Source organism: Dyadobacter sp., assembly GCF_051859145.1.
GTDB lineage: Bacteria > Bacteroidota > Bacteroidia > Cytophagales > Spirosomataceae > Dyadobacter.
In genome coordinates, this window is the sequence record NZ_JBHYGF010000290.1 from 670 (window position 1) to 27,212 (window position 26,543).

The window sequence follows — 26,543 nt, forward strand, 5'->3', positions numbered from 1 at the left end:
CACTTTCACGTTCGTACGCGTGTATTCGGGCCTGTTTACGTAGTTATAACCCAAACCAACCTGTGTGCGCGGATTGTAATTAGCCGTTTTGCGTTGCAGGAAAGTCCCGGGTGCCAGCAGGCGCGGGAAGATCAATGAGGTATTTAGCCCGACTTCTTCACTCCGGTAAATATCCTGGTTACCAATAAATCCGGGCACCAGCTCAATGCCGCCGCGTAGGTTGGCCTCAAAGTTTTCCAGTCCATTGAACACATTCCTGATCTTGTAAGACAAATTGGCAAACGGGCCCGGCGCGCCTTGCAGCTGGATTACATTCAAACCAACATCGGTAGAAATCTGGTACTTCTTTAATGGGATAACCTTGAAATAGCTGTTGATTCCATACCCGGTAGAATCGAGGGTGTAGCTGTAATTGACAAAATCAAACTGGTCTGTCAGCGAAAGTTGCTGTTGCGTTCCCCTTTCTTTTGCCTGGCTGTAAAAGTCGCCAGGACGCACCTGAATTTTGCTGTCGAGGATCCGCTTTGAAAACCGTTTCTCGCTGAAAACATACTGAATGCCTTTGAAGCTGCTGGTATCTTTCCTGAAAAGTGAATCGGGAGTTCCGGCTGCGGGCAGTACTTCGAAGTGTACGGAGTTGATTTTGTACCTGACAGGATTGTTGTTTTTGCCCGGCATATCCACGCGCACAGCCACGTCCACGGATTTGAAAGTGCTGTCCGTTTTTGGATTGGTAATGGTATCATTTACAAGATAAGATACATTCTGGCGTGAAAAGCCCATGTAACCTTCGTTCCGCATTAAAGTTTCTATCCTGATACGCTCTTCTTCAAAACTATCGCCATCGTAACGTTTCTTGCTCGCCAGTGCCGCATTCTTGGAAGTTGCATTGATAATGCTGTCGGCGAGCAGGTTTTTAACCTGGTAATTAACATCCCTGATGATCGTCGGCTTGTTTTCGGTTACCAGATAATTGATCTTGACGCGGTTGAAGATTGTATCAGGTTTGAAATCAACCTTGGCTTCAAAAAAACCATTGTTATAAAGATACCGCTGCATTTTATCGGCATTCTGTGCAACCTCTTCCATTCTGAAATAAACAGGCGCTTCGCCCAGCACGCGCATCCAGAAGTTACCCTGCGCAGCACGTACCTGCGCTTTTTCGAGTTTTTTGGCGTAGCGCCGCTGTACCTTTTCGAGCTTTTTGGGAGAATTTTCGTGAATCCGGGATTCTTTCTGATAATTTTGCGTGACCTCGATTACCTTCCTTTGCTTTTCCTCCTTGTTGTAGAACAGCTCACCAAAGCGATAGAGTCCGACATACGGGAAAATAGGCAATCCCAGCAACCGGCGGTTTGGTTTTTGAGGGATCAATGCGTCGAGCTCGGCGTCACTAATGGCGCGGTTGCCTTTGATAGACGAGTTTCCGAGATAGTAATTATTGTTGGTTGGGGAAGAATTGGGTGTGCAGGAAAACAATCCTGTGAGTACAAGGAAGGCGACGAAGCTGTATGTAATCCTAGAATTGATATTCAATGCTGTCAAAAAATCGTATTAAGTATATTAACTCGCTCAAAATCAAAAAATACAGGCAGCTGCATCAGGCTTTTATAGTCGAAGGTGCCAAGAGTGTTCTGGAACTGTTTGATTCCGATTTCGAAATCGAGTTTGTATTAGCCACAACCGAATTTCAGCAAAAATACTCAACTATTCTGTCCCGGCATAGTGCATCCATAGAAACGGTCACCGTGCAGGAGCTGGAAGGATTAGGTTCTTTTCAGACGAACGATTCCTGCCTTGCTGTTGCTAAAACGAAGCAAAATACGTTTTTGTCTCAGGAAGGAAATGAATTTGTGCTGATTTTGGACGATATCCGCGATCCCGGCAATCTCGGTACGATCATCCGGGTGGCCGACTGGTACGGGATCAACAAAATCATTTGTTCAGAAGGTACCACCGATTTTTACAACCCCAAAGTAATCTCCGCTGCGAAAGGTTCTTTTACCCGGATCAAAACCTTTTACACAAACCTTGACACTTACTTAGCTGAAAACAAGCATAATAAGCCTGTTGTCGGCGCATTTCTGGGCGGTACTTCCCTTTATGAATTTGAGTTTTCCTCCAATGGCGGGTTTATCGTGATGGGCAATGAATCCAACGGGATCAGTGACGAAATCGGTGCATTCGTAAGCGACAGGGTTACCATTCCAAGAGTAGGGGAGGCCGAGTCACTGAATGTTGGCATTGCTACGGCGATTATGCTGGATAATATGCGGCGGCAGATCCCGGTACATTAATTTTCGTGCGCCGCGCGGTGCGAAAGTTCTTCCGCGTATTCTTTGCCGAGGTAATTGTCTATAAAGTAATGCGCAATGTAAATCACAGGAGTGAGCAGGATCGCAACTACTCCCTTGTATAAGTAGTTAATGGTACCTACTGAAAATATCTGGTTCAAGTCCCAGTTTCCAAATACATAGAATGCAATCGTGATCACCACGAAACTATCGACGAGTTGTGAAAACATCGTAGAGCCGGTTGCACGAAGCCAGATATACTTACTTCCCGTTTTCCTGCGAAGCCACGAAAAAACGAAAACGTCGAGGAGCTGACCGAGCAAAAACGCAGTGATCGACCCAATCATAATACCCAGCCCCTGGTTGAAGATCTTCGAGAATGCATCATTGATATTGAATACATTTCCATGCGAATCGGTATTGTTCAGGTCCAGCCAGAACTGTGCGGGAGGTAATTTGGTTGCGGCAAAAATCGTGATGAATGTATAAACAATCAGCGCCGAAGTTAGGTAAGAGATCCTTTTGACCCCTTTTCTCCCAAAGTATTCATTAATAATATCGGAAGTAATAAATACAACCGGCCAGTTAACAACCCCCGCCGTCATATTAAAGTCCAGCCGCTGTCCGCCGATCAGCAGGTTTGCTGGCGGAAGTCCAAGCAATGTTTCGACGGAAAATATTTTTCCGCCCGTAATCTCGGCAATTAATGCATTGGTAATAAAGATAGCGCAGAGCACTAAAAAGAGCTTTTGTCTCTTGGCTTCCTGGATCTTGGTTTCCGGTGTGGACATTTGTTTAAACAATCAGGTCCTCAACGGTGCGAGAAGAAAGTACCCGGCGGTTTTCCAGGAAAAATTCCAGCTTGTCCATGGCCTGATTAAGCTCGTCAACAGTAGGCAGAAAAACAATGCGGAAGTGATCGTCGGATATATAGTTGAAACCGGTTCCGGCAACAACCAGTACTTTCTGGTCGCTCAGCAGATCAAACACAAACTTTTCGTCATTTTTCAGGCCAAATTTTTTAAGGTCGACTTTTGGAAATACGTATAATGAACCTTTTGGTTTTACACAGGTAACACCGGGAATGGACACGAGCCTGTCGTACACCAGGTTCATTTGCTTGTAAAGTCTGCCGGAAGGTGCGACAAGTTCCTTGATACTCTGATAGCCGCCCAGTGCAGTTTGTATTGCATATTGGGTAGGTACATTGGCGCAAAGGCGCATGCTGGCCAGCAGGAGCAAACCTTCTGAGTACGATTTTGCTTTCTGCTTTGCGCCGCTTAAAATCATCCAGCCACCTCTGAAACCAGCCGAACGGTAGTTTTTAGACAAGCCTCCATAGCTCACGCACAGGGTATCTGTTACCAGCGAGCCCATCGGATAATGCACTGCGCCGTCGTATAAAATCTTGTCGTAAATCTCGTCGGAGAAAATGATCAGTCCGTGTTCTTCGGCGATTTTGGCAATGCGCATCAGCACATCTTTCTCGTAAACCGCGCCTGTCGGATTGTTAGGGTTAATGAGAACAATTCCCTTTGTTCGCGAAGTGATCTTCTTTTCAAGATCGTCAAGATCAGGGTTCCAGTCAGATTCCTCATCGCAAATGTAATGCACGGGAGTGCCGCCGCTGAGTGCAATGGAGGCAGTCCAGAGCGGGTAGTCCGGCGAGGGTACCAGGATTTCGTCGCCCGGATTAAGCAGCGCCTGCATGGAAAGCAGGATCAGCTCGCTTACGCCATTTCCGATGAAAATATCGTTGATCTCAACATCCTGAATGCCGATTGTCTGTGTATAATGCATAACGGCCTTACGGGCCGCAAATAATCCTCTGGAATCCGAATAGCCTTGCGCATTGCGCATGTTCATGATGATATCATGAACAATTTCATCGGGTGAATCGAAACCAAACGGAGCCGGATTGCCGATGTTGAGGTTATGTATTTTATAACCCTGGCTTTCAAGCTCTAATGCTTTCTGGTAAGTAGCGCCACGGATTTCGTATTTGAGATTGTTGAGGCGCTGGCTTTTGAGGAATTCCATTGTATTATCTTGAATCGGTTTTTTTCAAAGTTAAGCAAATATGCGAAAGAGACGATCCTGAGCGGGATTTGCTTACCGATTTTTAAGACTGTCTATGATCAATGACATCAACAAAAATCCGACCACGCCATAAAAGAACGGACTGATCTCCCAATTCTGGATCCGAAACACAACCAGTACAGCAATCATCCCTACAAGCAAGATGACCGACAAAATCCGAAAAGCAGTGAGATATGTTTTCATAATTGACTTAAATGGCTGAAAGTGGATAACAGAATAGGAGATGTAATATAGCAAAAGCCGACCATTCGGCCGGCTTTTGCTATATTAATTAAAGACGTTATATTGATTATAAAAGATCCAGGCTATTGTCTAACCAGAATCTCTTCCGTAACACGCCATCCGTTTCCGCCCATATAACCATATCTCAGATAGAAGGTTTTGGTTGCGGGATCGTACGTGTTATTAGCTTTCCCGGCATCGGCCCATTGAGGGGTATATGGACTTGGTAACGCTGTATCAAATTGCGTGTAAGGCGCACCGGCCGCTCCTGCTGCGGGAGTGATTGTTACCTTATTGGTTTTCGGATCAACCGTCACGTTTGCAAAGTAGCCTGAACCACCCAAGTCTCCGAGTTCTACTTTGACAGTATTTGGTGACACTGTTTCCATGTGCTTATCTGCGTGAACCGCGCGAGGAGCCGTCGGGTGATATACATATCCTGTTGACTCGTATGTCGCATCGTAAATGTTCTTCGCTTTCAGCGCAAGCAGAATTGTGCCAAAATTACCACTTACATTTGCAGAAGAAGCCGATTTAATCTGAATGGGGAGTACATAGTTCTTTGAGAAATCAAATTGCGATGGCTTCACCTTGATCATTACCTGAGCAGTCCGTTGTCCTTTTGGAATTACAACTGTTGCAGGAATGGTATACAGACTTGGATCAATTACGTCAAACGCTTCTTCCTGCTCCGCGTTATACTGCGATACTGCAGCAGTATCAACTCCTAGTGTCACAGTAATGTCCTGTGGCGCTACATGTGCACCAGAGTAACTCACTGTAACCGGGTAGTCTGCCTCAGGTGCCAGGTCAAAAGATTTTGAATACATCGAGTAAGTACTTCCCGAAGGCGAAACAAAGCTGGATGGATTCTTGAACTCAACGACATTGGTCGATGTGTCCGGATCCAGGTTCATGTCATCTTTCAGACAGGAGGTTACGGCTATACCAAAAAGGAACAAGCCTGCTATTTTTATTGAATAGTTCATATCAAATTTTTCAGTTAGGATCCCAGAAGATCAAATCAGTAAACGGGTTAATCACTCTGTAATTTCCAGCATTGTAAGATTGCTCGGAAGTAGGATAAAGAATTCTCGAAGGAAGCTTGTCTGCACGTGTTGAAGTCGACAACATAGAGGCAATATTACGATAACCATCACCATTTGGCTGGGTAACCGGGTAGCCCGTTCTTCTGAATTCGTTATAACCTTCTTCTGAGTTGATCATGTTGACAGCAATCCATTTTTGAGTAATGATCGCTTCCAGGCGCTGTGCAGGTGTTGTAGCTAGCTTGATATTCACCAGGTAACTGTCGTCATTGTCGGCTTTGTAAGCTGCAACGTCTGTGGCAACGTTCTTTCCTGCGGCCAATACGTTAGTAACATCTTTATACAGGTAAGTGTAAGATGCCGAAATACCAGCATCAAAAGTTGCCACATAGTCGCCTGTGAGAAAGCCTTTCAATTGCGCTTCTGCCTGCAGGAATTTGGCTTCAGCCAGTAGCATTAGTACTTGTCCCTGGCCAGGTCCTTTCAATACGCCCAATGCATTGCTGATGCTGGTAGAGCTGCTGAAGGTTCCAGTGTACCAGGTAGAGTAGTTGGTAATGATTGTTGGCGCATCTACTTCGTCTCCAAGCTGATTAACAGGTGTATTGGTTGCGAAATTTTTGTAGATCACCGAGCCTCTCCCATTGTCAGTCAGTTTTGGACCTTTGTAGAATCCGAATGCAAATTCTGTCGGGATACGTGACGAGTTGGCAAGCGCGCCGGTTGTTTGGTATCCCCAAGTGTTCCAAAGCGGGTTTGGCTTGTCTTTCACGTAGCCTGGATTTACAATCGCGTCATCAGCAATGAAGCCCAGTGTTTTGTCCATAGCAGCAAATTTCGTTGTCACAAAAGATGATAGTGCCGGCACACCAGAAACGCGGATCAAAATGCGCAGCTTGACGGTATTCGCAAATCGCTTCCATTTCGTCATATCCCCTCCAAACAATGGATCAGAAGACGAATTAAGTGAAGTTGGAAATTCTGCTGCATCAATAAGGGCGATTGCTTCGTCGAGCTTCGTTACCAGATCCTGGTAGATGGTTGCTGCATCATCATACTTAGGTGTCAGGTTTGCATTGTTCTGCAAGGCCTCTGTGTAGGGCACGTCACCGAATGCATCTACAAGCTTCTGGAAATTATATGCAACCATGATGTTGGCAGCGGCATTAGCATAAGCCAGCTTGTCGTCGCCTTTTGTCTGGTCTATAACATATTTGTAATCATTCAGGTTGTCGTAAGCATTTACCCACAAGCCATTGTAATTGTCCGGGATCAGCTGGTAGTTGAACAAATTGCCAAAACCAGAAAAACCACCTGCATTAGCAATATAACCGCCAAAATGGCCGCCATAACTATTAAATTGATTCGATACCGAAGCCGTCCCCGTGATAGCTGCCGGCAATACCAGCAATGGCTGCACACTTGTAGCCTGGTTCGGGTTGGTGTTGATATCGAGATAATCACTACAAGATGAAAGTACCGTGACTAACAGCGCCAGCATCCAACTGATGTTATATCTTTTCATTATTAGTTGAATTAGAATGTTAATGATAATGTGCCACCGAAGTAGCGTGCAGGCGGTGTTTGTCCAAGGCTGGTAAAACCTACCGCATTGCTGTCTGAACCCAGTGCGCTATACTCTGGATCGGTGTACAAGTTCGATTTTGGCGCCCATATAAAGAGGTTTCTTCCCTGAACGCTGATGCTTGCGCCTTTAATCACTTTTGTTTTATCGAGTAATCCGGCAGGCAGGTCGTAACCAATCGATGCTTCACGCAATTTCCAGAAGCCCGCAGAGTTTGTGAAATTCTGACCAATGTTGGTATTTCTCGTTCCATCAGTCCAAAAGTCAGCACCACCGCTTCTTACCGCAATGTTGGTGTTCTCAACATACTGGCCTTCTGAATTCATATAAGAAGAATTCGGAATCACAAAACGATCTCTGTTGTACCAGCCAGTACGAACGCCAGCACCAGAAAAATCATATCCTCCGGAAACTGAGTTGAAAATATAATGGCCATTGCGGTATTCGAACAGTAAGCTCAATCTCAATTTCTTGTAGCTTATTGTTCCATTTAAGCCAAGAATGTGCGGCGGGTTGGTAATACCAACATCCTTGAAAGTGCCATTTGTAGACGGATATCCTGTTTTCGAATCAACGATAATTCTTCCTTGATCATCGCGGTTGTAATCAGTTACCTGAAGAAGCGGGAAAGGAGAGCCTACTTTTGCGATAACTTTTGCAGCAGAACCCGACGAACCAACGCTCAGCTCATTGGATTGTGCAGACAGGGAAAGTACTTCATTTTGGTTGTAAGTGTAATTACCTCCCAGCTGAACTGTCAATCCTGTTGCGGTTTTGATAGGTGTAATGTTCAAAGACGCTTCAATCCCTTTGTTTTCTACCTCACCGATGTTAGTTCTTAAAGATCCGAAGCCGGTCGAGTTAGGAATCAAAACAGTGATGGTTTGATCAACTGTGTTGGTTTTGTAAAAAGTAATACCACCACCTATGCTCCATGGACGAAATTCGAAATCGATACCACCCTCAATACCTGTTGTGATCTCAGGTTTCAGGTTGGAAGATACAAGCGTATTGTCCAGCACAAAACCGGCACCGCTAGTGTAGGGATATCCGTAGCCTTGTGAGAAGGTGCTGCTCAGTGAGTATGCGCCGAGGTTATTTAATGGAATGGGGCCGAAATCCCGGTTGTTACCCAGGTTCACCTGACCAACCTGTGAGTAACCCGCGCGTAACTTCAAGCTTTGCAGGATGTCGGAATTGGTAAGTGCAGGGATCGCGTCGCTGGCAATGAAAGAAATGTCTGCAGACGGATAGAAGAATGAACGGTTTTCCTTCGCCAGAATTGAACGCCAGTCATTTCTTGCTGTTACGTGCAGATAAAGCAATTCTTTGAATCCAAGACGTGCTTCTCCATACACACCGATCTGGCGTGCTTTATAGTTTCCTTCGTTTGCAATTGGCGGGTTAAGGCTGTTGCCGATGTTGTAAAGTCCGTCAATGACGAGACCATTAGCTACAACACCCATTGCTTTTGTTGCATTCTCACGAACAGTCGTTCCCACGGCAACATTCAGGTTGAATGCAGGACTCAGATTTGTTTTAAATTCAGCTAAGAAGTCGTTCACAAACTGAGTGGTATAACCTGCATAATCTGACCAGCGATATCTGTCTTCGAACTTCCTGAGATGCTTTTGGTATAATCAGTATAAGTGAATTTACCTTGATGTACTTTACCAGACAAATTCCGTCCGCTCATACCTACCCGGTAAGTGAATGTTAATGGTTTCAATGGGTTCCACTTCAATTCCATGTTACCCTGCAGATAATCGTTACGCTGGTTCCAACGGTTGTTGGATAGTGTAAAATATGGGTTTTGGTAGTATTCGTTAAAATATCCGTTTGGGTTAGCAAATGGATTATTCTGCCAATCTTCATACTTCGTTACATCCACCTGGCTGGGTGACATCAAAAGGTTTTCATAAGCCGCACTCGTCGCGCTGCTGGTATTGGTACGGCCTGCTATGAAGTTGGTGTTGAATGAAGCCGTCAGGTTTTTGTAAATGTGACGCACCACATTTGCACGTACGCTGTAACGCTTGTACCCGTCATAAGGAACAGTTGATTTTTGGTCGAAATACTGTGCCGACAGGTAGAATGTACCTTTGTCGTCGCCAGATGTAACACTCAGGTCCGTCTGGTTTGCAACTCCGGTGTTCCAGAAATCTTCACGGAAATTTTGCGCAGAATAAGGTACAGTCTGAATGGAACCATCTTCAAGAGGTTTCCCAATATTCACCATAGAACCGTCGAAGGCGGGTCCGTACTGCTGGTTTTCGTAAGGTGTATAAGAAGGTACATCATCCGGTGTTGTTCCTGAACCGAAACCTTTCTGCAATTGAGGAAGAAAACTTACTTTCTCAAGAGTGGTTGTATTGGATACTTTGAACTGGGTTACACCTGACTTTCCTTTTTTGGTAGTTACGATAAGCGCTCCATTGGATGCATCAGATCCATATAGCGCCGCTGCACCTGCTCCATTCAGTACTTGAATATCCTCGATGTCCTCAGGGTTGAGGTTTCCAAGGATATCATTGGTAGAAATGATGTTGTCGATCACAACCAGCGCCTGGTTGTTACCGGTTAGCGAACGGTTACCGCGGAGTACTAAACGGTAGTTAGGATTCACCCCGCTGCTTACACCCATCACAAGCAAGCCCGGTACGCGGCCTGCCAAACTCGCCGCAACACTGATCGGTTTACCCTGTACAATGTCCTGCGCTTTCACGGTGGTTGACTGATTACCCAGCTCGCGGCGCTGTGCAGTTAAACCGCCGGCCGTGATCACAACCTCGTTCAATGCAAGTTCATCCAGTGTCAGAACTACGTCCAGATTACCTGAGGCTGGTGCTTTCTGCTCCTGGTTAAGGAAGCCGACAAAAGAGAAAATTAGTGTTTGACCCGGGCGCGCATTAATGCTGTATTCGCCTTTGTCATTGGTAAGTGTTCCGGTGTTGGTGCCGGCAACCCTGATAGATACGCCGGGAAGAGATGACCCGTCGTCTTTGGAGGTAACCGTCCCGGTCACCTCTCTGCTTTGGGCGTAGACCTGGCTGCAAAGCAGCAGCAAGCCCCCCAAGAAGGGTTATAGAAATTTTTTCATTAAGTTAGGTTTGTTATAAAATAATTGTCTGTAAAAATAATATTTGTCCTGACAATTACAACAGCATTTTCGCTAAACTCAAAAGAATATTTACTCCAAAAAGATTTATTTGGCCGAAATCGCATGTAAATGGCTTTTTCTTCAAAATTATCTGCACATTCTAAATGTGACCTATCGGTTACAGTTGATCTTGGCTAAGTTGTATTTTATCCTAAAACAAAAAAAGGCGGACACTGTCCGCCTTTTTTTGTTTTGTATGACTTTCGGGTTAGAACTTGTCCCACCACAATTTAGTAGTGACAACATCTCCGCCGATGGCCGTAGCAGCTGCTTCGCGGTTTGCTCCGTTTAGCGTTTGCTCGTTGATCGGGTAGATCATCCGGGTAGGGATTGCAAGTCCGGCAGGCGCATTACCACCTGTTGGAGGCAACAATTTTGGGAAATCTAATCTTCTCCATTCAACCCATGCTTCCCAACCTCTGTTGTAAAGTGCAAGCCATTTCTGGAAGCCGATTTTCTCTTTCCAGTTGGCAGCAGCAGTGGTATAAGCCACTTTTGGTTGTGCCAGGTAAGTATTGGTAGCAGCAGTGATTGCAGCAGCAGGCTGACCGATGTTGCTCATCCAGTATTCGATGGAAGCACCAACGCCTTTGTTGTAGTGGGCAGCCGCAGATCCTGCGATAAATCCTCTTTCAACTGCTTCCGCAAGCAAAAACTCAACTTCTGAATAATCAAGCAGCAATCCTTCCAGATCCGGCTCGATAATGTTGTCACCTACGTGAGAGAATGCAGAATAAGTATTAGAGAAACCGTAGTTACCTCCTACATATTTGCCATCAATATCCGTAAAGAAAGCAGCACGTCTTGGATCGTTCAGCTCATTCATCGGGTTAACGATTGTAGCCGATGCTACGAAATCCTGGCGGCTGGTATACAGCGGGTTCAGGTTTTGCGCAATTACGTTGTAGTTCGGCGGAGTACTGATGTAAGGGAATGCAGCATTGTCGTTATTCGAAGTGAAAACGTTCGGTGCAGCTTGTGCCACCAGTGTTTTAGCTTTTGCAGGATCGCTGTCTGCAATGATCATCGCGAGTTTCAGTTTCAAAGAATTTGAGAACTTAACCCATTGCGACAGATCTCCTTCGTAAAGCAAATCACCGTTTTCAAAGCCTACTCCATTTGTGCTGAACTTTGGAATTGCTACATCCAGACGTGCAAGTAAGTCGTTGTAAACAGTTTGTGCATCGTCGTATTTTGGAAGAACATTGTCCGGGTTCAAAGCTTCTGAGTAAGGGATATTACCAAAAGTATTTACCAGGGCAGCCCAAGCCATTACTTCAACCACTTCGATCTGCGCAAGCTGCACATCTCTGTTTGCAGGAACGATGAATTCATCTTCGTTCAACAGTCTGCGTGCTTCGTTCAGATCCGAAATCACACCTTTGTATATCCCCTGCCAGAAAGCCTGAGGAACCGTACGTGCTGTTACATTGTAACGTGGCTCATCCAGGTAAGTTGTTGTTGCCCAGTGTTGTACGTACAAACGGTAGTTGTTCACATTCACGTTAGGGCTGGTCAATGTATCAGCAAGCCCCTTCAAAGCATTGGAGAACAAAGTCACCGGAGGCACCTCCGACGGACGCTTTGCATCCACATTGTAATCATCCAGGCTGTCAACGCAAGCGGTCATCAGCAGGATTGGAAGAAAGAAAATGATTAATCTTTTCATATTTTATTAAAAACGCAGTTTAACATTGAATCCATAACTTCTAACTGCTGGATATGCACCACTCTGATATCCACCTGCACCGTTCAGCAAGCCTGAGCCCAAACCTTCCTCAGGGTCCTGAAACTCCATGTTTTTCTGAATAATCCAAAGGTTGCGTCCGATTACAGAAACGTCAACTCCTTTGAATGCACGCAGTTTGGAAATGAAGCTCTGTGGCAGTGAGTAAGTCAAGGCAACCTCTCTCAATTTGATATAGCTAGCATCGTAGATATACATAGCACGTGGCGGGTTACCTGGGTATCCGTATGCAGTGTTTCCATTACCGTCTGAGTTCTCGGCTCTTACATCGTTAGGAGTTCCGTCTGCCTTAACACCTGGGAACAACACACCACCTGGCTTGTCTGCTAGACCGATTTTGTTACCTTTTGCATCGTAGTTGTAAGCAGGATCTCTTTTTGGATTGCCCAGTTCGTTCAGGCCGGCAGTTACAGGGTAAAGACCAGTTCCTTCACCATACCATTGGTCAAGTGACCAGATATCTCCACCGTGACGGATATCAAGCAGGAAGCTAAGAGAAACATTCTTGAACCTCAGGTTGTTGCTCACACCACCAATCCAGTCCGGGTTAGGGTTACCGATAATCTCAGCAGAACTTGCAGTTGCAGCATACAAACCATTTGCTCTTACAACTTTCTGTCCATTGTCCTCGTGGTAAACGAAGTTGGTACCTCTGATGATACCGAAAGGTTGTCCCACAGCAGCATTCAGGGAAACACCACCTTGCAGAGAAGCAACAGGTACGTTTGCAACGCCTTCATACAGGCTGATTACCTTGTTTCTGTTACGCGCAAAGTTTGCATTGATTGTCCATGAGAAGTCAGCTGTTTTAACCGGAGTTACGTAAGCAGAGATCTCGATACCTTTATTCTGTACTTCACCTGAGTTGATATACTTGAATGCAAATCCAGTTGCAGCGGAAATTGAAACAGGCAGGATCTGATCAAGCGTTTGTGAGCGGTAGTAAGTGAAGTTGAAACCGATACGGTCATTCAGGAAAGCAGTTTCCAAACCGAATTCGTAGCTTTTAGTGCGCTCAGATCTTAGGTTAGGGTTGTTCTTCGTGTTACGCAATGTAAAGTAAGGGATAGAACCGATACCTGTTGGTTTGTCGTAAACATCAAGTGTGCTTCCCCAAGGTGCGTCATTACCTACTTCTGCATAGTTGGCGCTCAGCTTACCCATTGTCAGCCAGTCTAGTCCAAGACCCGGAATATTTGAGAAGTTGAAGTTGGCTCCAATTGCAGGATAGAAGTAAGTGTTGTTGTCTTTCGGAAGGGTAGACGATTTGTCTTGTCTTGCCGTAAGGTCAAGATTAACAAGGTCTTTGTATCCGAAAGAAGCTTGCGCATAAAGACCGTCAACACCGATACGCTGGTAAGTTTCAGAAGGGGCTTCGATCGGGTTGATCGAGTTCAGCAGGGAATAAAGTCCCGGCACAACCATTCCGCCGTTTGTTTTCGCTCTTATCGCATTCAATTTAGATCTGCGCATGCTTCCACCCGCCAAACCAGAGAAGTTAATGTCTTTGGTAATTGCTTTGCGGAAGTTGAAGATCACGTCAAGGTTGGTTTCATTGAAACCACGGTTGTAGCGGCTGTATTCAGCTGGATCTGCGCTGCCAAATGCAATTCTCTCTTCCTGGAAATCCTGGGTTCCATTGTAAGCGAAGCGACCCGTCAGGTCAACCCACGGCGCAATTTTGTAGATAGCCTGTGCGTAACCGAAGAAGTTGTCACGTGTATCGTTAGAGTAGTTCTGGTAACGCGAGAAATATGGGTTCTCCGAGTAGATCGGTCCGTTGTTCTCGAAACGTGCTGTCGGGCTTCCCCAGTTCCAGGTTACATTTTGCTCGTTTCTGAAATAAGCATCTTTTTGTTCAAGCAGGTCAACGTTGGTCTGGAACCACTGTCTGAACTGTTGGTTAGGGTTTTTACCATCGTAACCAGTTCCGTAACGGCCAAGTCCTTTGATCTGCGAGTAGTTTGCATTTGCCTGTACAGACAGCTTTTTCGTGATATCGAAAGTAGCCGAGAAGTTGAACAGGTTTTTGCCAAGCTTACTGTTTGGCAGCACGCCTTTTTCGTCGTTACGTGTGTAACCAACCTTGAAAGTTGTGTTTTCGCCACCACCTGTGATGCTGATGCTCTGGTTAGAGTTTACACCCGTTTCAAAGAATGCGTCGGGGCCGTTTTTAGCAGCAACCCATGGCGTCATTTTCTGGTAGTTAGGAGAGCTTGGGTCCAATGCATCCCATTGGTACACCATTACAGAAGGGTCGAATTTAGGACCGAAAGAAGCATCTGCGTCAAAAAGGGTAATGTTACCTTCGCCTGAACCCAGGTTACCGCGGTAGAAACGCGTTTTTGCGCGATCTCCATCGTAACCTGCGCCGTATTCATTCTGATACTTTACGTAAGTGGATTTGTCGATTTTACCCCAGGTAACACCGCTGTTGACAGTTACATCAAAGCTGTTTTTACGTCCCTGTTTGGTAGTTATCAAAATAACACCGTTTGATGCACGTGAACCGTACAATGCGGTCGCAGCAGCACCTTTCAGAACGTTAACAGAAGCGATGTTGTCCGGGTTGATATCGGCAGCAGCATTACCGTAGTCAGTTCCCGCACGTCCCGTCTGCTGGTCAGAGGTGTTCGTGTTTGCATTTGAAACAGGTACACCATCGATTACCCACAAAGCCTGGTTGTTACCGGTAATGGATTTGTAACCACGGATAACCGCGCTAGTCGATCCACCCATGTTGTTGTTTGTTTTGATATCCAAACCGGCTACTTTACCAGAAAGTGCATTCATAACGCTCGGGTTACGCGCCTGCGTGATCTGCTCCGCATTTACGGTCTGAGCAGCGTACACCAGTTCATTTCTCTTTCTTTCCTGACCCAAGGCAGTTACAACGACTTCCTGCAATTGGCTTACGTCATTCTTAAGAGAGACATTAATTGTAGTTTGGTTGCCCACTTCCACTTCCTGCGATTGGAAGCCGATAAAACTGAACACCAAAGTAGAGCCTTGTGCAGCTGAGATCGAGTACTCGCCCTGCGTGTCTGTGGTAGTACCGCGAGTAGTACCTTTCAAAGAAATGTTGACACCGGGGAGCCCTGAGCCATCTTCAGCGGTGACCTTGCCAGTCACAGCCCGATCCTGTGCATACAATTGCGTGCACAAAAGCACCATGCAGCCCAGTAGGGATAATAGAAACTTCCTCATACCTGATTAAAGAATTAGTTGTAGTTATGTTAACACAATGTTGCAAAATTAATTATTAGTTTAACCATTACAACGTTTGTATTGCGAATTTTCAGAATATACTTTGGTTTGACATGCATTTTTGGAAAATATTATAATTCATATCAGGGTTTTTTAACGATTTTGTAAATGTTGAAAATTTTGTTAAAAACGAGCTCTTATTATATAAATGTTAACATAACTCTCTATTTGTTAACTTTTTCGTATAATTACCTTTAACATCTTTTAACTTTTACAATCTGCACGGCCCTGCTATACGCAGCTGTTCAAAAGAATAGATCTAAATAGTATTTCCCAGTTTCCATTGGATGTATCCTAGTCTAAGTAACCATTTTCATGCTTTTTCTGATTGTACTATTTTAATATATACTACAAATTAATCTCCATATGTCACCAAAGGTAATTTTCGTAGCTGGGGCGCTCTTGTTTGGGCACGTTGCATTCGCGCAGCAAACTGCTGCAGTTAAAATCGATCAGAAAGCGCAGTCCATGGAAAAGAAGCTCTCGGAGTGGAGGCGTGATTTTCACCAAAACCCGGAATTGGGAAACAGGGAGTTTAAGACCGCAGAGAAGATAGCCAATCACCTGAGGCAGCTTGGAATTGAGGTGAAAACCGGCGTAGCGCATACAGGTGTTGTCGGCATGCTGAAAGGAGGAAAGCCAGGCCCGGTAGTTGCCCTGCGTGCGGATATGGATGCATTGCCAGTCACTGAGCGCGTGGATGTGCCATTCAAATCAACAGTGACAGCAGAATTCAACGGACAAAAGACGGGCGTAATGCACGCCTGCGGGCACGATACCCACGTAGCGATACTCATGGGAGTAGCCGAAGTACTTGCGTCCATGAAAGCCGACTTGCCGGGAACTGTGAAGTTCATTTTCCAGCCTGCGGAAGAAGGAGCACCGGAGGGGGAACAAGGGGGCGCAAAGCTGATGATTGAGGAGGGTGTTCTGGAAAATCCAAAGGTCGATGCCATTTTCGGACTCCATATCGATTCAAAAATAGAAGTGGGTAAGATAGGATATAAACCCGGACCGACGATGGCGGCCGTGGATATATTAAATATCAATGTGACAGGAAAGCAAACTCACGGAGCCTATCCCTGGTCGGGCGTGGATCCGATTGTTACCTCCGCCCAGATCATCAATTCACTGCAAACCATCGTAAGCCGGAACCTCAACCTGACACAAGCGCCGGCAGTAGTGACCATCGGGATGATCAATGGCGGGATCAGACAGAATATTATTCCGGAATCAGTTAAAATGGTAGGTACTATCCGCACTTTCGATGAAGGAATGCATCAATATGTACATAAGCGGATTAATGACATTGCTACCAATGTGGCCGAGAGTGCAGGAGCAAAGGCAGAGGTGAAAATCGATATACTTTATCCCGTCACCGTCAACGATACTCCGCTCACTGAAAAAATGATCGGTACACTTCAGAATGTGGCAGGAAAAGAAAATGTAAGTCTCATTCCCGCGAAGACCGGCGCGGAAGATTTCTCATATTTTCAGCAAAAGGTACCGGGGCTTTTCTTCTTCCTTGGAGGAATGCCGAAAGGGAAGAATGTGGAAGAGGCAGCGCCGCACCATACACCCGACTTTTACCTGGACGAAGGCAGCCTTGTACTCGGTGTGCGGTCACTCGCCCGGCTTACAACCGATTACATGGAAGCCGGTAATGTAAAGCAGACCAAGAAGAAATAGGTTACTCAGGAATATTCTTCCTCACCTGATCAAACAGCAGGCTGGGGAAGAATCTTTTTACATAAATCGCCGCTACCTCTTTCAGGCCGCCGATGTAAATCTCTTTTTTGTCTTTTCTAACCGCATTCAGGATCTTTTTAGCGCATTCATCAGCAGGTATCCCATTCGCCTGGTTTGAATCCATTTTACCAAACTTTCCACCCGATTCATTTAATGCATTCAGCGAAATGTTGGTGCGGATGTAGCCAGGGCAAACCGTCGTGACTTTAATATTATCCTGGTATCCCTCCGCGCGAAGTGAATCGTAAAAACCGTGTAATGCATGTTTTGCCGCATTATAACCCGAGCGCATAATGGTGCCGATTTTGCCTGCTACACTGCTGATCACGATGAAGTGCCCGCTTTTCTGCTGCGTCATAAATGGTAAAACTGCCTTTGTCAGCGCCACTGTGCTGAAAAAGTCGATTTCCATGATCTTTTTATAAACATCCAGATCAGTCTCCCTGATGTAAGACCGCTGGCTCACACCTGCATTGTGCACCATGATATCGATGCGCTGGAAACGGTCGATTACTTGTTGCGCAGCCGAACTTGCTTTATCAAGTTCAGTAACGTCCATTGGGAGCACAAGTACATCATGTTCGGGTAGGCCGGTTGCTTTTTTTACTCTTTCCAGTTCTTCCCTTCTACGTGAAGTCAGAACCAGACGAGCACCCTGGCTTGCAAATTCCATGGCCAGTGCCTCGCCAATTCCCGAGCTCGCGCCGGTAATCCAGACTACCTTATTTTTAAAATTATCCATCAGTTAAATAGAAGAAGATCCAGCCAGGAATTGCAAATGGGCTGTTTCGGAAGTTACATTCAGTCGGGCCTGCATTCCTACACCTATTGCCCGGTTGTCGCCTACGTGGCCGACGGGGAAATTAAAACAGACGGGATAATCGTAGCCGGCAATGTGCTCGTGAATAATGTCATTTGAATCTTTCCCGAACGTCGGCGCGCTGTTGTCTTTCATATCTGTAAACTGTCCCACGATCAATCCCGCCAGCTTTTCCAGTTTACCTGCTCGCTTCATCTGGATCATCATCCGGTCCAGGTTGTAGAGGTACTCGTTAATATCTTCTATAAAAAGGATCTTGCCTGTAAAATCAATCTCTGTTTCCGAGCCAAGCAGGTGATTGAGAATGCAAAGGTTTCCACCTACTACCTGTGCTCGCGCCTCGCCGGTTCTGTTAAGCGGATATGCATCGACTGAATATTCGGGGAGCTCGCCAAACAGCAGTTGTCGGAGCGACTCCTCGGCTTTCTCTCCTCCGTAAGTAGTTATTGATTTCGCCATCGGCGCATGCAGACTTGCGTAACCCAGTTGATAAACCTGGGAAAGCAACACCGTAAGGTCACTGAATCCGACGATCCATTTAGGGTGCTGCAAAAACTTGTCAAAGTTAAGTCCGTCCACAATGCGGGAGCAACCATACCCGCCGCGTGCGGCGATAATTGCGTGAATATCCGGATCGTCCAGCATTTGTTGCAGATCGTTCCTGCGGGTTTCATCGTCGGCAGAAAACTGGTTGAATGCAGTAGTCAGCGTTTCGCCTTCTTTTACCTGCAAGCCCCATTTTTTGGTAAAAATTTCGATGCCGCCAAGGATATCCTCATACCTGATCACACTAGCCGGCGCAACTATGCCAATCTGGTCACCAGGTTTTAAAAAAGGGGGAAGCTTGATTTCGTTCATAGATAATAGAGGACAACTACTGATAATGTCCCCGTAAGGATAGAATGCGAACAGTGGTTTGATCAACCTGATATATAATGCGATGTTCGCGATCGATTCTTCTGGAATACTTTCCAGCCAGATTATGTTTTAATAGTTCCGGCTTCCCAATTCCATTTGTAGGATCTTCTGAAATAGAATCGATCAATTGTTTAATCTTCTTTATTAATGTCAGCTGTCCGGATTTCGAGAAGTAGCGCAAATGTTCAGCGGCTGTTTCGGAAAATTCTACGGTGTATTTAGGATATCCCATATATCAGTACCAGGTTCGTATTTCACGACCTTTCCATCGGCAATCTGCTTTTCGCTAAGCTCGATCATCTTGACAAATTCAGGGTCGTAAGCTTTTTCCTCTTTTACTTTATAGGATACGTTGAATTTCTTGAGCAATGTTTTTACTGCTTCGAGTACTTCCTGACTTTCAGTATTGATTGTAAGTGTGGCCATTTCCTCTTTGTTTTCTTCTCAAATATACCTCAAATAAATATCACATCATCGACCAGATCACTCTTCATTTCCCTATTGATCAGCTCGATAATCTTGCTTTTAGCGCGGAAGAGTTCGTTGCGCAGCGGGGCCGATTCTATTTGTAAAAAGAGCGTTCTTTCGTGAATGTAGACTTTTTTGGTACGCGTCGCGATCGCTGATCCCATGATCTTGTCCCAATGCGCCACTACGTACGATTGGTCAAAACGGGTACGCAGCCTGTACTTTTCCAGCATCTGGTCAATCGCATCTTTCAACGGCGTAACGCCGGGCCGCCGCGATGCTTTTTCTTTATCAAACCGGTACTGCTGTGCCATAACAAAATGATGTGAGTAGTGCAAAAATAGGAATTTAAGCCCGGCCTACAGCGGCGGTACCTACTTTTTAAGCAGCTCCTGGTACACCACATCCATGATGGAAGTACGGATATTCAATGTAGATATCTTGCCGTTTTCCCGCGTCGGGTACACCCTGTTCGACAAGAAAACATAGTTCAGGTTCCAGGCGGGATCAGCCCAGGTCATAATGCCGGTATAGCCCGTGTGTCCGAAGCTCGACGGGCTTGCATACTTCGGTGCATTGCCCGAGTACTTGAATGTGGGTTTATCGAAACCAATCCCGCGGCGACTGCCTGTTTCCGGGTACTGATACCGTGTAAATTCCAGCAACGCATCTTTGCTCAGCAGCTGCTGACCGCCATAATATCCCTGCTGCAAATACATCTGCCAAACTTTCATTACATCATTCGCGTCGCCAAAAAGACCCGCGTGCCCGCTCAATCCGCCGAGCATTGCAGCGGCCTCGTCGTGAACTTGTCCGTGCAGCTGCGTCATCCTGAAAAACGTATCGCGCTCGGTAGGTACAATATCTTCCAGTTTGTAAAACCGTTTTGGGTTAAATGTCAATGTATTCGCGCCCAGCTTGTGGTAGTAGTGGTTTTTGAGGTAATCTTCAAAATTTTCGCCCGACAAGCTTTTCACAATCTGTGGATACAGTATGAAAGACAAATCACTGTACACATAGCCTTCCTTCTCGTTCAAAGGCGAATCGCGGATTGCTTTGAAAATCGTTTGATCATAATCCTTGAAAATAAACAAACTATCTCCCACCACCGAAGTAGGGTAACGTTTGGATTGTTTTGTAGCAAAAGTCTTCTTCTTCCAGCTTCCATCAGGATTCTGCGCCTCTTTCCAGAGCACGATAAATGCTTTCAAACGCGCGCTGTGCGTCAGTACCTTTCTCCATTCAAGATCTGCTTTGTTGGACTTTGCAAAATCAGGCAGATAATCTTTCATCGTAGCATCGAGATCAAATTTCTTTTGGTCCCAAAGGCTCATCAATGCAAGGGTAGAGGCAGTGATTTTGGTTACCGAAGCGAGGTCGTACAAATCCGTCAGTTTCACCGGCGCGGCGCCCTCGTAAGTATGCTTTCCATACGCTTTTCTGAAAAACACTTTTCCGTCTTTCGCCAATTGTACCACACAGCCTGGCGTCGCTTGCTGGGTAACTGCCAGGTTAGCAATGGAGTCAATCTTATAAGTAATGATTTTAGAATCCAGCCCCAGTTCTTCCGGAATGGTATATTTCAACCTGCCGATCGCTGGCGTTTCAATTCCTGCATTATACGGAAACTGCGCATTCACAGTCACCGGCAGTTTGCCACTCGCAGGTATTGCTCCGAAAATCAGCTGGGCCGACAAATCCTGCGTGTAGTTTGTCAGCTGATAAGCCATTATGAGGGCCTTTGCATTCGCCGCCTTTTCAATTTTGTTCAAAGAGTACGGATTCCCAAAAATGGAAACTACCGCTTTATTCGTCGCGATCAGATCCTGCAAAACTGCATTCATCTGCTCGGTCAGTCCGTAGTTGGTTTTGGGAGAAATGCTGCCCAAATGCACGCCCACCAGCAGCAGGTTATAGTTTTTCAAATTAGCCTTCACAGCCGCAATCTGCGCCTCGGTTGCTTTTGCAGGTACAAAGAAGTGGTCGACTGTTGTATAAAGTCCCAGCGTTTTCTGGAAAGTAGTAACCGTATCCGCACCCAGCGAAACCGAAGCAATCTTCAATGTATCCAGATCACGAAGCGGCAGCAGGTTATTGTCGTTTTTCAAAACTGTCAAAGCCTTTTCCGTCAAAAGTCTGTTGATCAGCTCGGCCGATTTCGGGTTCAGGTCTTCATACAGATTGTTCATATCCACCGGCTTGTAGCGGTCGAGCCCGGCCCACGCTTTTGCCATTAAAACCTTTTTGCAACGTTCGTCAATCTCCGCCTGCGAAATACGCCCTTCCGCAACGCTCTTCTTGATTTCGGCGATGGATTTGTTCACATCTTCCGTAAATTCCAGAATGTCCATTCCGGCTTCCAGTCCCATTGCATCGGCTTTTCCGTCGGGGAAATATTTGGTTACGCCCTTCATATTCATCGCGTCGGAATAAATCAGACCGTCGAAGCCAAGCTGATTTCTCAGGATATCCGTCACGATTGGTTTGGATAGTGTCGAAGGCAAATTAGGTGTTTTGTCCAAAGCGGGAATGCTCAAATGCGCAATCATAATCCCGCTGATCCCATTGCTGATCAATGCTCTGAAAGGGTACATTTCAAGCGAATCAATGCGGGTTACATCATGCGCGATTACCGGAAGATCCAAATGCGAATCAACCCCTGTGTCCCCGTGTCCCGGAAAGTGTTTGGCGCTGGTTAGCAGTCCATTATCCTGCATTCCCTTCATGTAGGCCACCGCCTTATCTGCTACTTTAAACTTATTTTCGCCAAAAGACCGGAAGCTGATCACCGGGTTATTCGGATTGTTATTAACATCTGCAACAGGAGCGAAATTGATGTGCATACCCAGCCTTTTTGCCTGCCGCGCCAGCTGCGCGCCCATTTCGTAAATCAGATCATTGTTACCCTGAATTGCGCCGAGTGTCATTTGGTAGGGGTAGCGAACCGTGCTGTCAATGCGCATCGCTAGTCCAAACTCCGCATCCATTGCTACCAGCAGCGGGACTTTTGAAATGGATTGATAATGATTAGTCAACCGCCCCTGAGGTACCGGCCCGCCCTGGAAGAAAACCACGCCGCCAACTTTATTTTCCCTGATCAGCTTCTCCACCATCGCCGGATTACTCGCCTTCGGATCAATCAAAGCCCGTTTCACATCCGATACCGCCGGAATCATAATCAGCTGCGCGATTCTTTCATCGGGTGTCAGTGAAGCGAAGACGGAGTCAACCCATTTTTGATTTTTTTGAAGGAAAGTAGGGGAGCCTGTTTGGGCAACGGAAAGGAAACTGTTTAGAAGCAGAAAAAGGGCTAGCGAGGCAAGGATTTTCATTACAGGAATTTAGGTATGCTATGTTTTAAATTTTAAAGCTTTTGTCACCCTGAGCGCAGTCGAAGGGCTTGTAGAACGCGTCGTACAAGCCCTTCGACTGCGCTCAGGATGACAAAAATTGGTAAGTCATAAAAATTGGTAAGTCACTAAAAATGGTAGTGACAAAAAAATGGTAAGTAACAAAGTTTGATAGTGACAAAGCTTGTTAATAGACTTCATGATGTATTCGCAAGGTTAATGAAGTACTTAATAGGCAATTTAGGGAAAAAAGGCTGTATTCCTTAAAACAGCAGCCCCAAAACCAATCCGCCCAGGATAATGAAGTAGGAGGGGATTTTAGCAAAAGTGAGTACGAGCAGTGTGATGATAACGGTTGCCAGCGGCTGCAAGTCGGTCATCATCGGCTGAAAAAGCGAAATCGCAGCCGCAATCGTCAGCCCGCAGCTTGCTGCGTGGACTCCTTCCAGCGAGGCGCGGATGCCCCGGTACTTTTTCAATTGATCCCAGAATGGATAGGCGAAGAAAATGAAGAATGTACCCGGCAGAAAGATCCCCGCAGTAGCCACAAACCCGCCTACGATCTGACCAAAAATCCCGTTTGATTGGAGCGACATACTTCCCACGAAAGTCGCAATCGAGAAAACCGGTCCGGGTACCACCTGCGTCAGCGCCATGCCTGCCAGAAATTCCTGCTCGGTGAGGTAGCTTTTGAACTCAACAAATTCATTGTAAAGAATGGGCACCAGTACCTGCCCGCCGCCAAAAACCAGACTTCCGTTCCGGTAAAAGTTCTCGAAAAGCCGCACAGGAAGTGAGTTGGTGATTTTACCCACAATCGCCGCCGCGACCAGCACTGAAATCCAGAAGATAATAGGTCGCCATTTGATCCGGATAGGCGCTTTTTCCATTTTTTCGTGCTTTTTGAAATTCAGCGAAGCGGCTACTCCGCCCAGAATAATCAGCACGGGCGTCATGTAAGGTGAGGGGTACAGGTAGGCAAGTATCGTGGATATGATCAGGAAAGTCCATCCGAGTCTGTTATGCACCACCCGCCGCGTGATCGAAGAGGCGCCGTGCATCAGGAATGCGACCGCCATTGGACCTACAAACCGCGTAAAATCTAACGAAATGGATTTCTTTTCAAGATAGTGAATGCCGATCGCCGCGGCTGTCATCAAAACCATCGCCGGGATCGACCAAACAATCAATGTAAGGTAGGCAAGTGGCTGTCCGCCAATTTTCAGGCCGATTGCGGTAACGGTTTGCGTAGAGCTCGGGCCAGGCAATACCTGGCAGAGTGCCTGTAATTCAAGTAATTCTTCTTCGGTAATATACCTCCGCTTCCGCACCAGCCGCTCGATCATCATCATCAGGTGCACCTGCGGCCCGCCGAATGCAGTCAGCGAAAGCAGGAGGATATCCATCAGGTAAATGATGTATCTGAAACGGCGGATTTGTGGGGGAGCCAAGTGGGTAGCTGTGTTATTTTTTTAAGCCCAGTTCCCTCAGGCGCTCGTCGAGGAATTCGCCCGCTGTCATATCTGTGTACAATTTGGGTTGCTCCGGCGTAATGCAACTTTCAAGACTGGTAAGGTCCATATCTGCGCGCGGGTGCATAAAGAACGGGATCGAATAGCGCGATGTGCCCATTTTCTCGCGAGGCGGGTTCACTACGCGGTGGATCGTGGATTTTAGTTTGTGGTTCGTCAGCCTGTCGAGCATATCTCCAACATTCACTACAATCTGGTCGGGCAATGCGGTGATCGCGATCCATTCGCCGTCGCGCCTGAGTACTTCCAGACCTTCCGCACTTGCGCCCATTAATAATGTAATCAGGTTAATATCTCCGTGTGCCGCAGCTCTAACCGCACCTTCCGGTACCAGCTCGGGATTTGGGATAGGAAAGTAATGCAATGCACGCAGCAGGCTATCGCCGTTTTTTACCTTATCTTCAAAATAATCCTCGGGCAAATTCAGGTAAACCGCAATGGCGCGCAACAGGATTTTGCCCGTACTTTCAAAAGTCCGGTAAACTTCAAGCGTGTATTTCTCAAAATCAGGAAAACCTTCCGGAAATACATTCGAGGGCATACTTCCAATCGGCTCGGGCTGACCCACGTGGTAAAATTCTTTCAGATCCGCTACCTTGAATCCTTTTGCGGTTTCTTTGCCTTTACTGATATATCCGCGCTGGCCAAACAAGTTCGGGAATTCGTATTTTCTCTTGGTCTCATCGGGTTGCTTGAAGAAATCCTGCACTGCGGCATACAATTTTCCACGCAGCTCATCACTAAGTCCGTGATTTTTGATCGCAACAAAGCCGATGTTCGTAAATGCAGCCCCCAGGTCGGCGACAAACTGCGCCTTTTGCCCGGGATTTCCGGAAGTGAAATCGGCCAAATCCAGCGAAGGGACTTGATTTAACAATGCAGGTTCCATATAGTCCTTTTTTGTGCAAAGTATAAAACTATCGCGGAACTTGGCAAGCTAATCACATAACATATCAGCCCGCGCAGAGCGGATATGTTTAAGGAAGACTTGGTGTGTTTAACTTAATTGTTATAATTTTAATTAAAATTTTTCTACTCAATTATGACACATACACTGCCGGAAACTGAACTTTGGGAACGTTTTGTTTCTGGCGACCAGCAGGCATTCAGTCAGCTGTATGACCAGTTTTCAGATAGTCTTTTTGCATTCGGGATGCGGTATACTACTGATGATGATCTGGTAAAGGATTGTATCCACGACCTTTTCATAGATTTGCATAGTTACCGCACCGGCTTGTCGCAGGAAGTGAATGTGAAATTTTACCTCCTGAAATCCTTCCGGAGAAAGCTTTATGCTGCCCATCGAAAAGCAATGCGGCTGCGGTTTGATCCCTGGAATGCAGACGATTCTTTTGGGATGAATGCGTTTTCATTCAGTATCGAGCAAGAAATTATTATGAACGAAGGCCAGCGCGAGCTCATGCAGCAGCTTGCCTTGGAAATGAACCAATTACCCGAGCGCCAGCGGGAAATACTTTACCTGCGGTATAACCAGGATCTGGACTACGATCAGATCGCCGTGATCATGCAAATTTCGGTACCTACCTTCATTTACCGCGCATTAAAGCAACTTCGCGGCAAACTCGAATTCGGCTCTATTCTCCTGATTCTCTGCTGGCAGTAAAATTTCTCCAATTTTTTATAAAAATAAATCTGTTTGTAAGTCTATATCCTGTCGAAACCTTTCTCTTGTATGTCAAACAAGTTTGCGCATGAAGAGAAGACTACCCAAAAAAGGAAAGCAGGAAGCCGCACTCCCGGAATTATCTCCCGAAGATGAAAAAACCGCCGCGGCAACCCGGCAGCTAATGCAGCATATCCGTCACGAAAGTTTGTCGGCTTCGGACAAGGAATATATATGGACCCAGGTGGAGGAGCATATCCAGCAAAAGAAGCAGGTACGAATAAGCAGGCTGTGGTATTCGGTTGCTGCATCTGTTGCGATTTTGCTGTTGTCCGCACTCGGGTATTTCAGTCTGAACAGAAGTGCTGGAACTGCAATGCAAAAAATCGCTGCCGCGGCAATTACGAACCCGGAAACTACGCGGCTGATTTTATCAGATCAGAAAATGATCAGTTTGCAGAAAGAAAATTCTTCCATTGCTTACGAAAAGAATGGAAGCCAGATCCGCGTCGATTCAGAGGAGGCAATTGATCAGCAAATTTCAGGAAAGGAATTCAATACGCTGGTTGTACCTTATGGAAAGCGGTCGGTGATTACATTGACAGACGGTACTAAAATCTGGGTTAATTCAGGTTCAAAACTCGTTTATCCTGCCCGG

At 46.1% G+C, this 26,543-nt stretch carries 20 protein-coding genes and 1 pseudogene; 4 read left to right on the plus strand and 17 right to left on the minus strand.

Features of this window, described 5'->3' with window-relative positions; genetic code table 11:
- Positions 1–1,536, minus strand: a 1,536-nt coding sequence (locus ACTIE6_RS16385) for a POTRA domain-containing protein (protein ID WP_439557667.1), incomplete at its 3' end; no start/stop codon positions are given.
- On the opposite strand from ACTIE6_RS16385, the gene ACTIE6_RS16390 reads away from it, so the two are divergent.
- Positions 1,536–2,297, plus strand: a complete 762-nt coding sequence (locus tag ACTIE6_RS16390; protein WP_439557668.1) for a TrmH family RNA methyltransferase — start codon at positions 1,536–1,538, stop codon at positions 2,295–2,297. The two genes, ACTIE6_RS16385 and ACTIE6_RS16390, sit on opposite strands and share 1 nt — an antisense overlap.
- Here ACTIE6_RS16390 and ACTIE6_RS16395 read toward each other — a convergent pair.
- From ACTIE6_RS16395 to ACTIE6_RS16430, 8 genes are all read right to left on the minus strand, one after another.
- Positions 2,294–3,085, minus strand: coding sequence for a queuosine precursor transporter (locus ACTIE6_RS16395; protein ID WP_439557669.1), 792 nt, complete (start codon positions 3,083–3,085; stop codon positions 2,294–2,296). The two genes, ACTIE6_RS16390 and ACTIE6_RS16395, sit on opposite strands and share 4 nt — an antisense overlap.
- Before the next feature lie 4 nt (positions 3,086–3,089).
- Positions 3,090–4,334, minus strand: a complete 1,245-nt coding sequence (locus ACTIE6_RS16400; RefSeq protein WP_439557670.1) for a pyridoxal phosphate-dependent aminotransferase — start codon at positions 4,332–4,334, stop codon at positions 3,090–3,092.
- Between the two features lie 365 nt (positions 4,335–4,699).
- The gene (locus ACTIE6_RS16405) at positions 4,700–5,605 is read right to left on the minus strand and encodes a BT_3987 domain-containing protein (RefSeq protein ID WP_439557671.1); all 906 of its coding nucleotides are present in this window, start codon (positions 5,603–5,605) and stop codon (positions 4,700–4,702) included.
- Between the two features lie 10 nt (positions 5,606–5,615).
- Positions 5,616–7,190, minus strand: coding sequence for a SusD/RagB family nutrient-binding outer membrane lipoprotein (locus ACTIE6_RS16410; RefSeq protein WP_439557672.1), 1,575 nt, complete (start codon positions 7,188–7,190; stop codon positions 5,616–5,618).
- 11 nt (positions 7,191–7,201) lie between these two features.
- A complete protein-coding gene (locus ACTIE6_RS16415) occupies positions 7,202–8,815 on the minus strand; it encodes a TonB-dependent receptor domain-containing protein (RefSeq protein ID WP_439557673.1) in 1,614 nt (537 codons plus the stop codon).
- Positions 8,812–10,326: a carboxypeptidase-like regulatory domain-containing protein gene (locus ACTIE6_RS16420; RefSeq protein ID WP_439557674.1), complete on the minus strand. Its 1,515-nt coding sequence runs from the start codon at positions 10,324–10,326 to the stop codon at positions 8,812–8,814. The genes ACTIE6_RS16415 and ACTIE6_RS16420 overlap by 4 nt, the downstream gene beginning before the upstream one ends.
- 292 nt (positions 10,327–10,618) lie before the next feature.
- Positions 10,619–12,079: a SusD/RagB family nutrient-binding outer membrane lipoprotein gene (locus ACTIE6_RS16425; RefSeq protein WP_439557675.1), complete on the minus strand. Its 1,461-nt coding sequence runs from the start codon at positions 12,077–12,079 to the stop codon at positions 10,619–10,621.
- 6 nt (positions 12,080–12,085) lie between these two features.
- Positions 12,086–15,364, minus strand: coding sequence for a SusC/RagA family TonB-linked outer membrane protein (locus ACTIE6_RS16430; RefSeq protein ID WP_439557676.1), 3,279 nt, complete (start codon positions 15,362–15,364; stop codon positions 12,086–12,088).
- A gap of 426 nt (positions 15,365–15,790) precedes the next feature.
- Between ACTIE6_RS16430 and ACTIE6_RS16435 the strand changes: the two genes are divergently transcribed.
- Positions 15,791–17,113: an amidohydrolase gene (locus tag ACTIE6_RS16435; RefSeq protein ID WP_439557677.1), complete on the plus strand. Its 1,323-nt coding sequence runs from the start codon at positions 15,791–15,793 to the stop codon at positions 17,111–17,113.
- A gap of 1 nt (position 17,114) precedes the next feature.
- Here the strand turns inward: ACTIE6_RS16435 and ACTIE6_RS16440 are convergent, their stop codons facing one another.
- The 8 genes from ACTIE6_RS16440 to ACTIE6_RS16475 all read right to left on the minus strand — a co-directional run bounded on the left by ACTIE6_RS16440 (position 17,115) and on the right by ACTIE6_RS16475 (position 25,150).
- Complete coding sequence (locus ACTIE6_RS16440) at positions 17,115–17,915, minus strand: SDR family oxidoreductase (protein WP_439557678.1); 801 nt, start codon at positions 17,913–17,915, stop codon at positions 17,115–17,117.
- A 3-nt stretch (positions 17,916–17,918) separates the two neighbouring features.
- Complete coding sequence (locus tag ACTIE6_RS16445; protein WP_439557679.1) at positions 17,919–18,851, minus strand: S66 peptidase family protein; 933 nt, start codon at positions 18,849–18,851, stop codon at positions 17,919–17,921.
- 16 nt (positions 18,852–18,867) lie between these two features.
- The gene (locus ACTIE6_RS16450) at positions 18,868–19,143 is read right to left on the minus strand and encodes a Txe/YoeB family addiction module toxin (RefSeq protein WP_439557680.1); all 276 of its coding nucleotides are present in this window, start codon (positions 19,141–19,143) and stop codon (positions 18,868–18,870) included.
- The gene (locus ACTIE6_RS16455; RefSeq protein WP_439557681.1) at positions 19,119–19,337 is read right to left on the minus strand and encodes a DUF2683 family protein; all 219 of its coding nucleotides are present in this window, start codon (positions 19,335–19,337) and stop codon (positions 19,119–19,121) included. The genes ACTIE6_RS16450 and ACTIE6_RS16455 overlap by 25 nt, the downstream gene beginning before the upstream one ends.
- Before the next feature lie 29 nt (positions 19,338–19,366).
- On the minus strand, positions 19,367–19,693 hold the full coding sequence (locus tag ACTIE6_RS16460; protein ID WP_439557682.1) for a DUF721 domain-containing protein: 327 nt from the start codon (positions 19,691–19,693) through the stop codon (positions 19,367–19,369).
- A 60-nt stretch (positions 19,694–19,753) separates the two neighbouring features.
- Positions 19,754–22,711: a glycoside hydrolase family 3 N-terminal domain-containing protein gene (locus ACTIE6_RS16465; protein WP_439557683.1), complete on the minus strand. Its 2,958-nt coding sequence runs from the start codon at positions 22,709–22,711 to the stop codon at positions 19,754–19,756.
- 281 nt (positions 22,712–22,992) lie between these two features.
- The gene (chrA, locus tag ACTIE6_RS16470; protein ID WP_439557686.1) at positions 22,993–24,135 is read right to left on the minus strand and encodes a chromate efflux transporter; all 1,143 of its coding nucleotides are present in this window, start codon (positions 24,133–24,135) and stop codon (positions 22,993–22,995) included.
- A 58-nt stretch (positions 24,136–24,193) separates the two neighbouring features.
- Positions 24,194–25,150: an isopenicillin N synthase family dioxygenase gene (locus ACTIE6_RS16475; RefSeq protein WP_439557684.1), complete on the minus strand. Its 957-nt coding sequence runs from the start codon at positions 25,148–25,150 to the stop codon at positions 24,194–24,196.
- 153 nt (positions 25,151–25,303) lie between these two features.
- Here ACTIE6_RS16475 and ACTIE6_RS16480 point away from each other — a divergent pair, with 153 nt between their 5' ends.
- Both ACTIE6_RS16480 and ACTIE6_RS16485 read left to right on the plus strand, forming a co-directional pair.
- The gene (locus ACTIE6_RS16480; RefSeq protein WP_439557685.1) at positions 25,304–25,885 is read left to right on the plus strand and encodes an RNA polymerase sigma factor; all 582 of its coding nucleotides are present in this window, start codon (positions 25,304–25,306) and stop codon (positions 25,883–25,885) included.
- Between the two features lie 88 nt (positions 25,886–25,973).
- Positions 25,974–26,543: pseudogene (locus ACTIE6_RS16485) on the plus strand (hypothetical protein); the annotation flags it as partial.

What these genes read in the sequence shown, in the direction of transcription:
- ACTIE6_RS16440 (WP_439557678.1), bottom strand. Translation starts at nt 17,915, where the DNA reads ATGGATAATTTTAAAAATAAGGTAGTCTGGATTACCGGCGCGAGCTCG.
- ACTIE6_RS16450 (WP_439557680.1), bottom strand. Translation starts at nt 19,143, where the DNA reads ATGGGATATCCTAAATACACCGTAGAATTTTCCGAAACAGCCGCTGAA.
- ACTIE6_RS16445 (WP_439557679.1), bottom strand. Translation starts at nt 18,851, where the DNA reads ATGAACGAAATCAAGCTTCCCCCTTTTTTAAAACCTGGTGACCAGATT.
- ACTIE6_RS16460 (WP_439557682.1), bottom strand. Translation starts at nt 19,693, where the DNA reads ATGGCACAGCAGTACCGGTTTGATAAAGAAAAAGCATCGCGGCGGCCC.
- ACTIE6_RS16435 (WP_439557677.1), top strand. Translation starts at nt 15,791, where the DNA reads ATGTCACCAAAGGTAATTTTCGTAGCTGGGGCGCTCTTGTTTGGGCAC.
- ACTIE6_RS16425 (WP_439557675.1), bottom strand. Translation starts at nt 12,079, where the DNA reads ATGAAAAGATTAATCATTTTCTTTCTTCCAATCCTGCTGATGACCGCT.
- ACTIE6_RS16410 (WP_439557672.1), bottom strand. Translation starts at nt 7,190, where the DNA reads ATGAAAAGATATAACATCAGTTGGATGCTGGCGCTGTTAGTCACGGTA.
- ACTIE6_RS16390 (WP_439557668.1), top strand. Translation starts at nt 1,536, where the DNA reads ATGCTGTCAAAAAATCGTATTAAGTATATTAACTCGCTCAAAATCAAA.
- ACTIE6_RS16480 (WP_439557685.1), top strand. Translation starts at nt 25,304, where the DNA reads ATGACACATACACTGCCGGAAACTGAACTTTGGGAACGTTTTGTTTCT.
- ACTIE6_RS16465 (WP_439557683.1), bottom strand. Translation starts at nt 22,711, where the DNA reads ATGAAAATCCTTGCCTCGCTAGCCCTTTTTCTGCTTCTAAACAGTTTC.
- ACTIE6_RS16400 (WP_439557670.1), bottom strand. Translation starts at nt 4,334, where the DNA reads ATGGAATTCCTCAAAAGCCAGCGCCTCAACAATCTCAAATACGAAATC.
- ACTIE6_RS16475 (WP_439557684.1), bottom strand. Translation starts at nt 25,150, where the DNA reads ATGGAACCTGCATTGTTAAATCAAGTCCCTTCGCTGGATTTGGCCGAT.
- chrA (WP_439557686.1), bottom strand. Translation starts at nt 24,135, where the DNA reads ATGGATATCCTCCTGCTTTCGCTGACTGCATTCGGCGGGCCGCAGGTG.
- ACTIE6_RS16455 (WP_439557681.1), bottom strand. Translation starts at nt 19,337, where the DNA reads ATGGCCACACTTACAATCAATACTGAAAGTCAGGAAGTACTCGAAGCA.
- ACTIE6_RS16430 (WP_439557676.1), bottom strand. Translation starts at nt 15,364, where the DNA reads ATGAGGAAGTTTCTATTATCCCTACTGGGCTGCATGGTGCTTTTGTGC.
- ACTIE6_RS16395 (WP_439557669.1), bottom strand. Translation starts at nt 3,085, where the DNA reads ATGTCCACACCGGAAACCAAGATCCAGGAAGCCAAGAGACAAAAGCTC.
- ACTIE6_RS16405 (WP_439557671.1), bottom strand. Translation starts at nt 5,605, where the DNA reads ATGAACTATTCAATAAAAATAGCAGGCTTGTTCCTTTTTGGTATAGCC.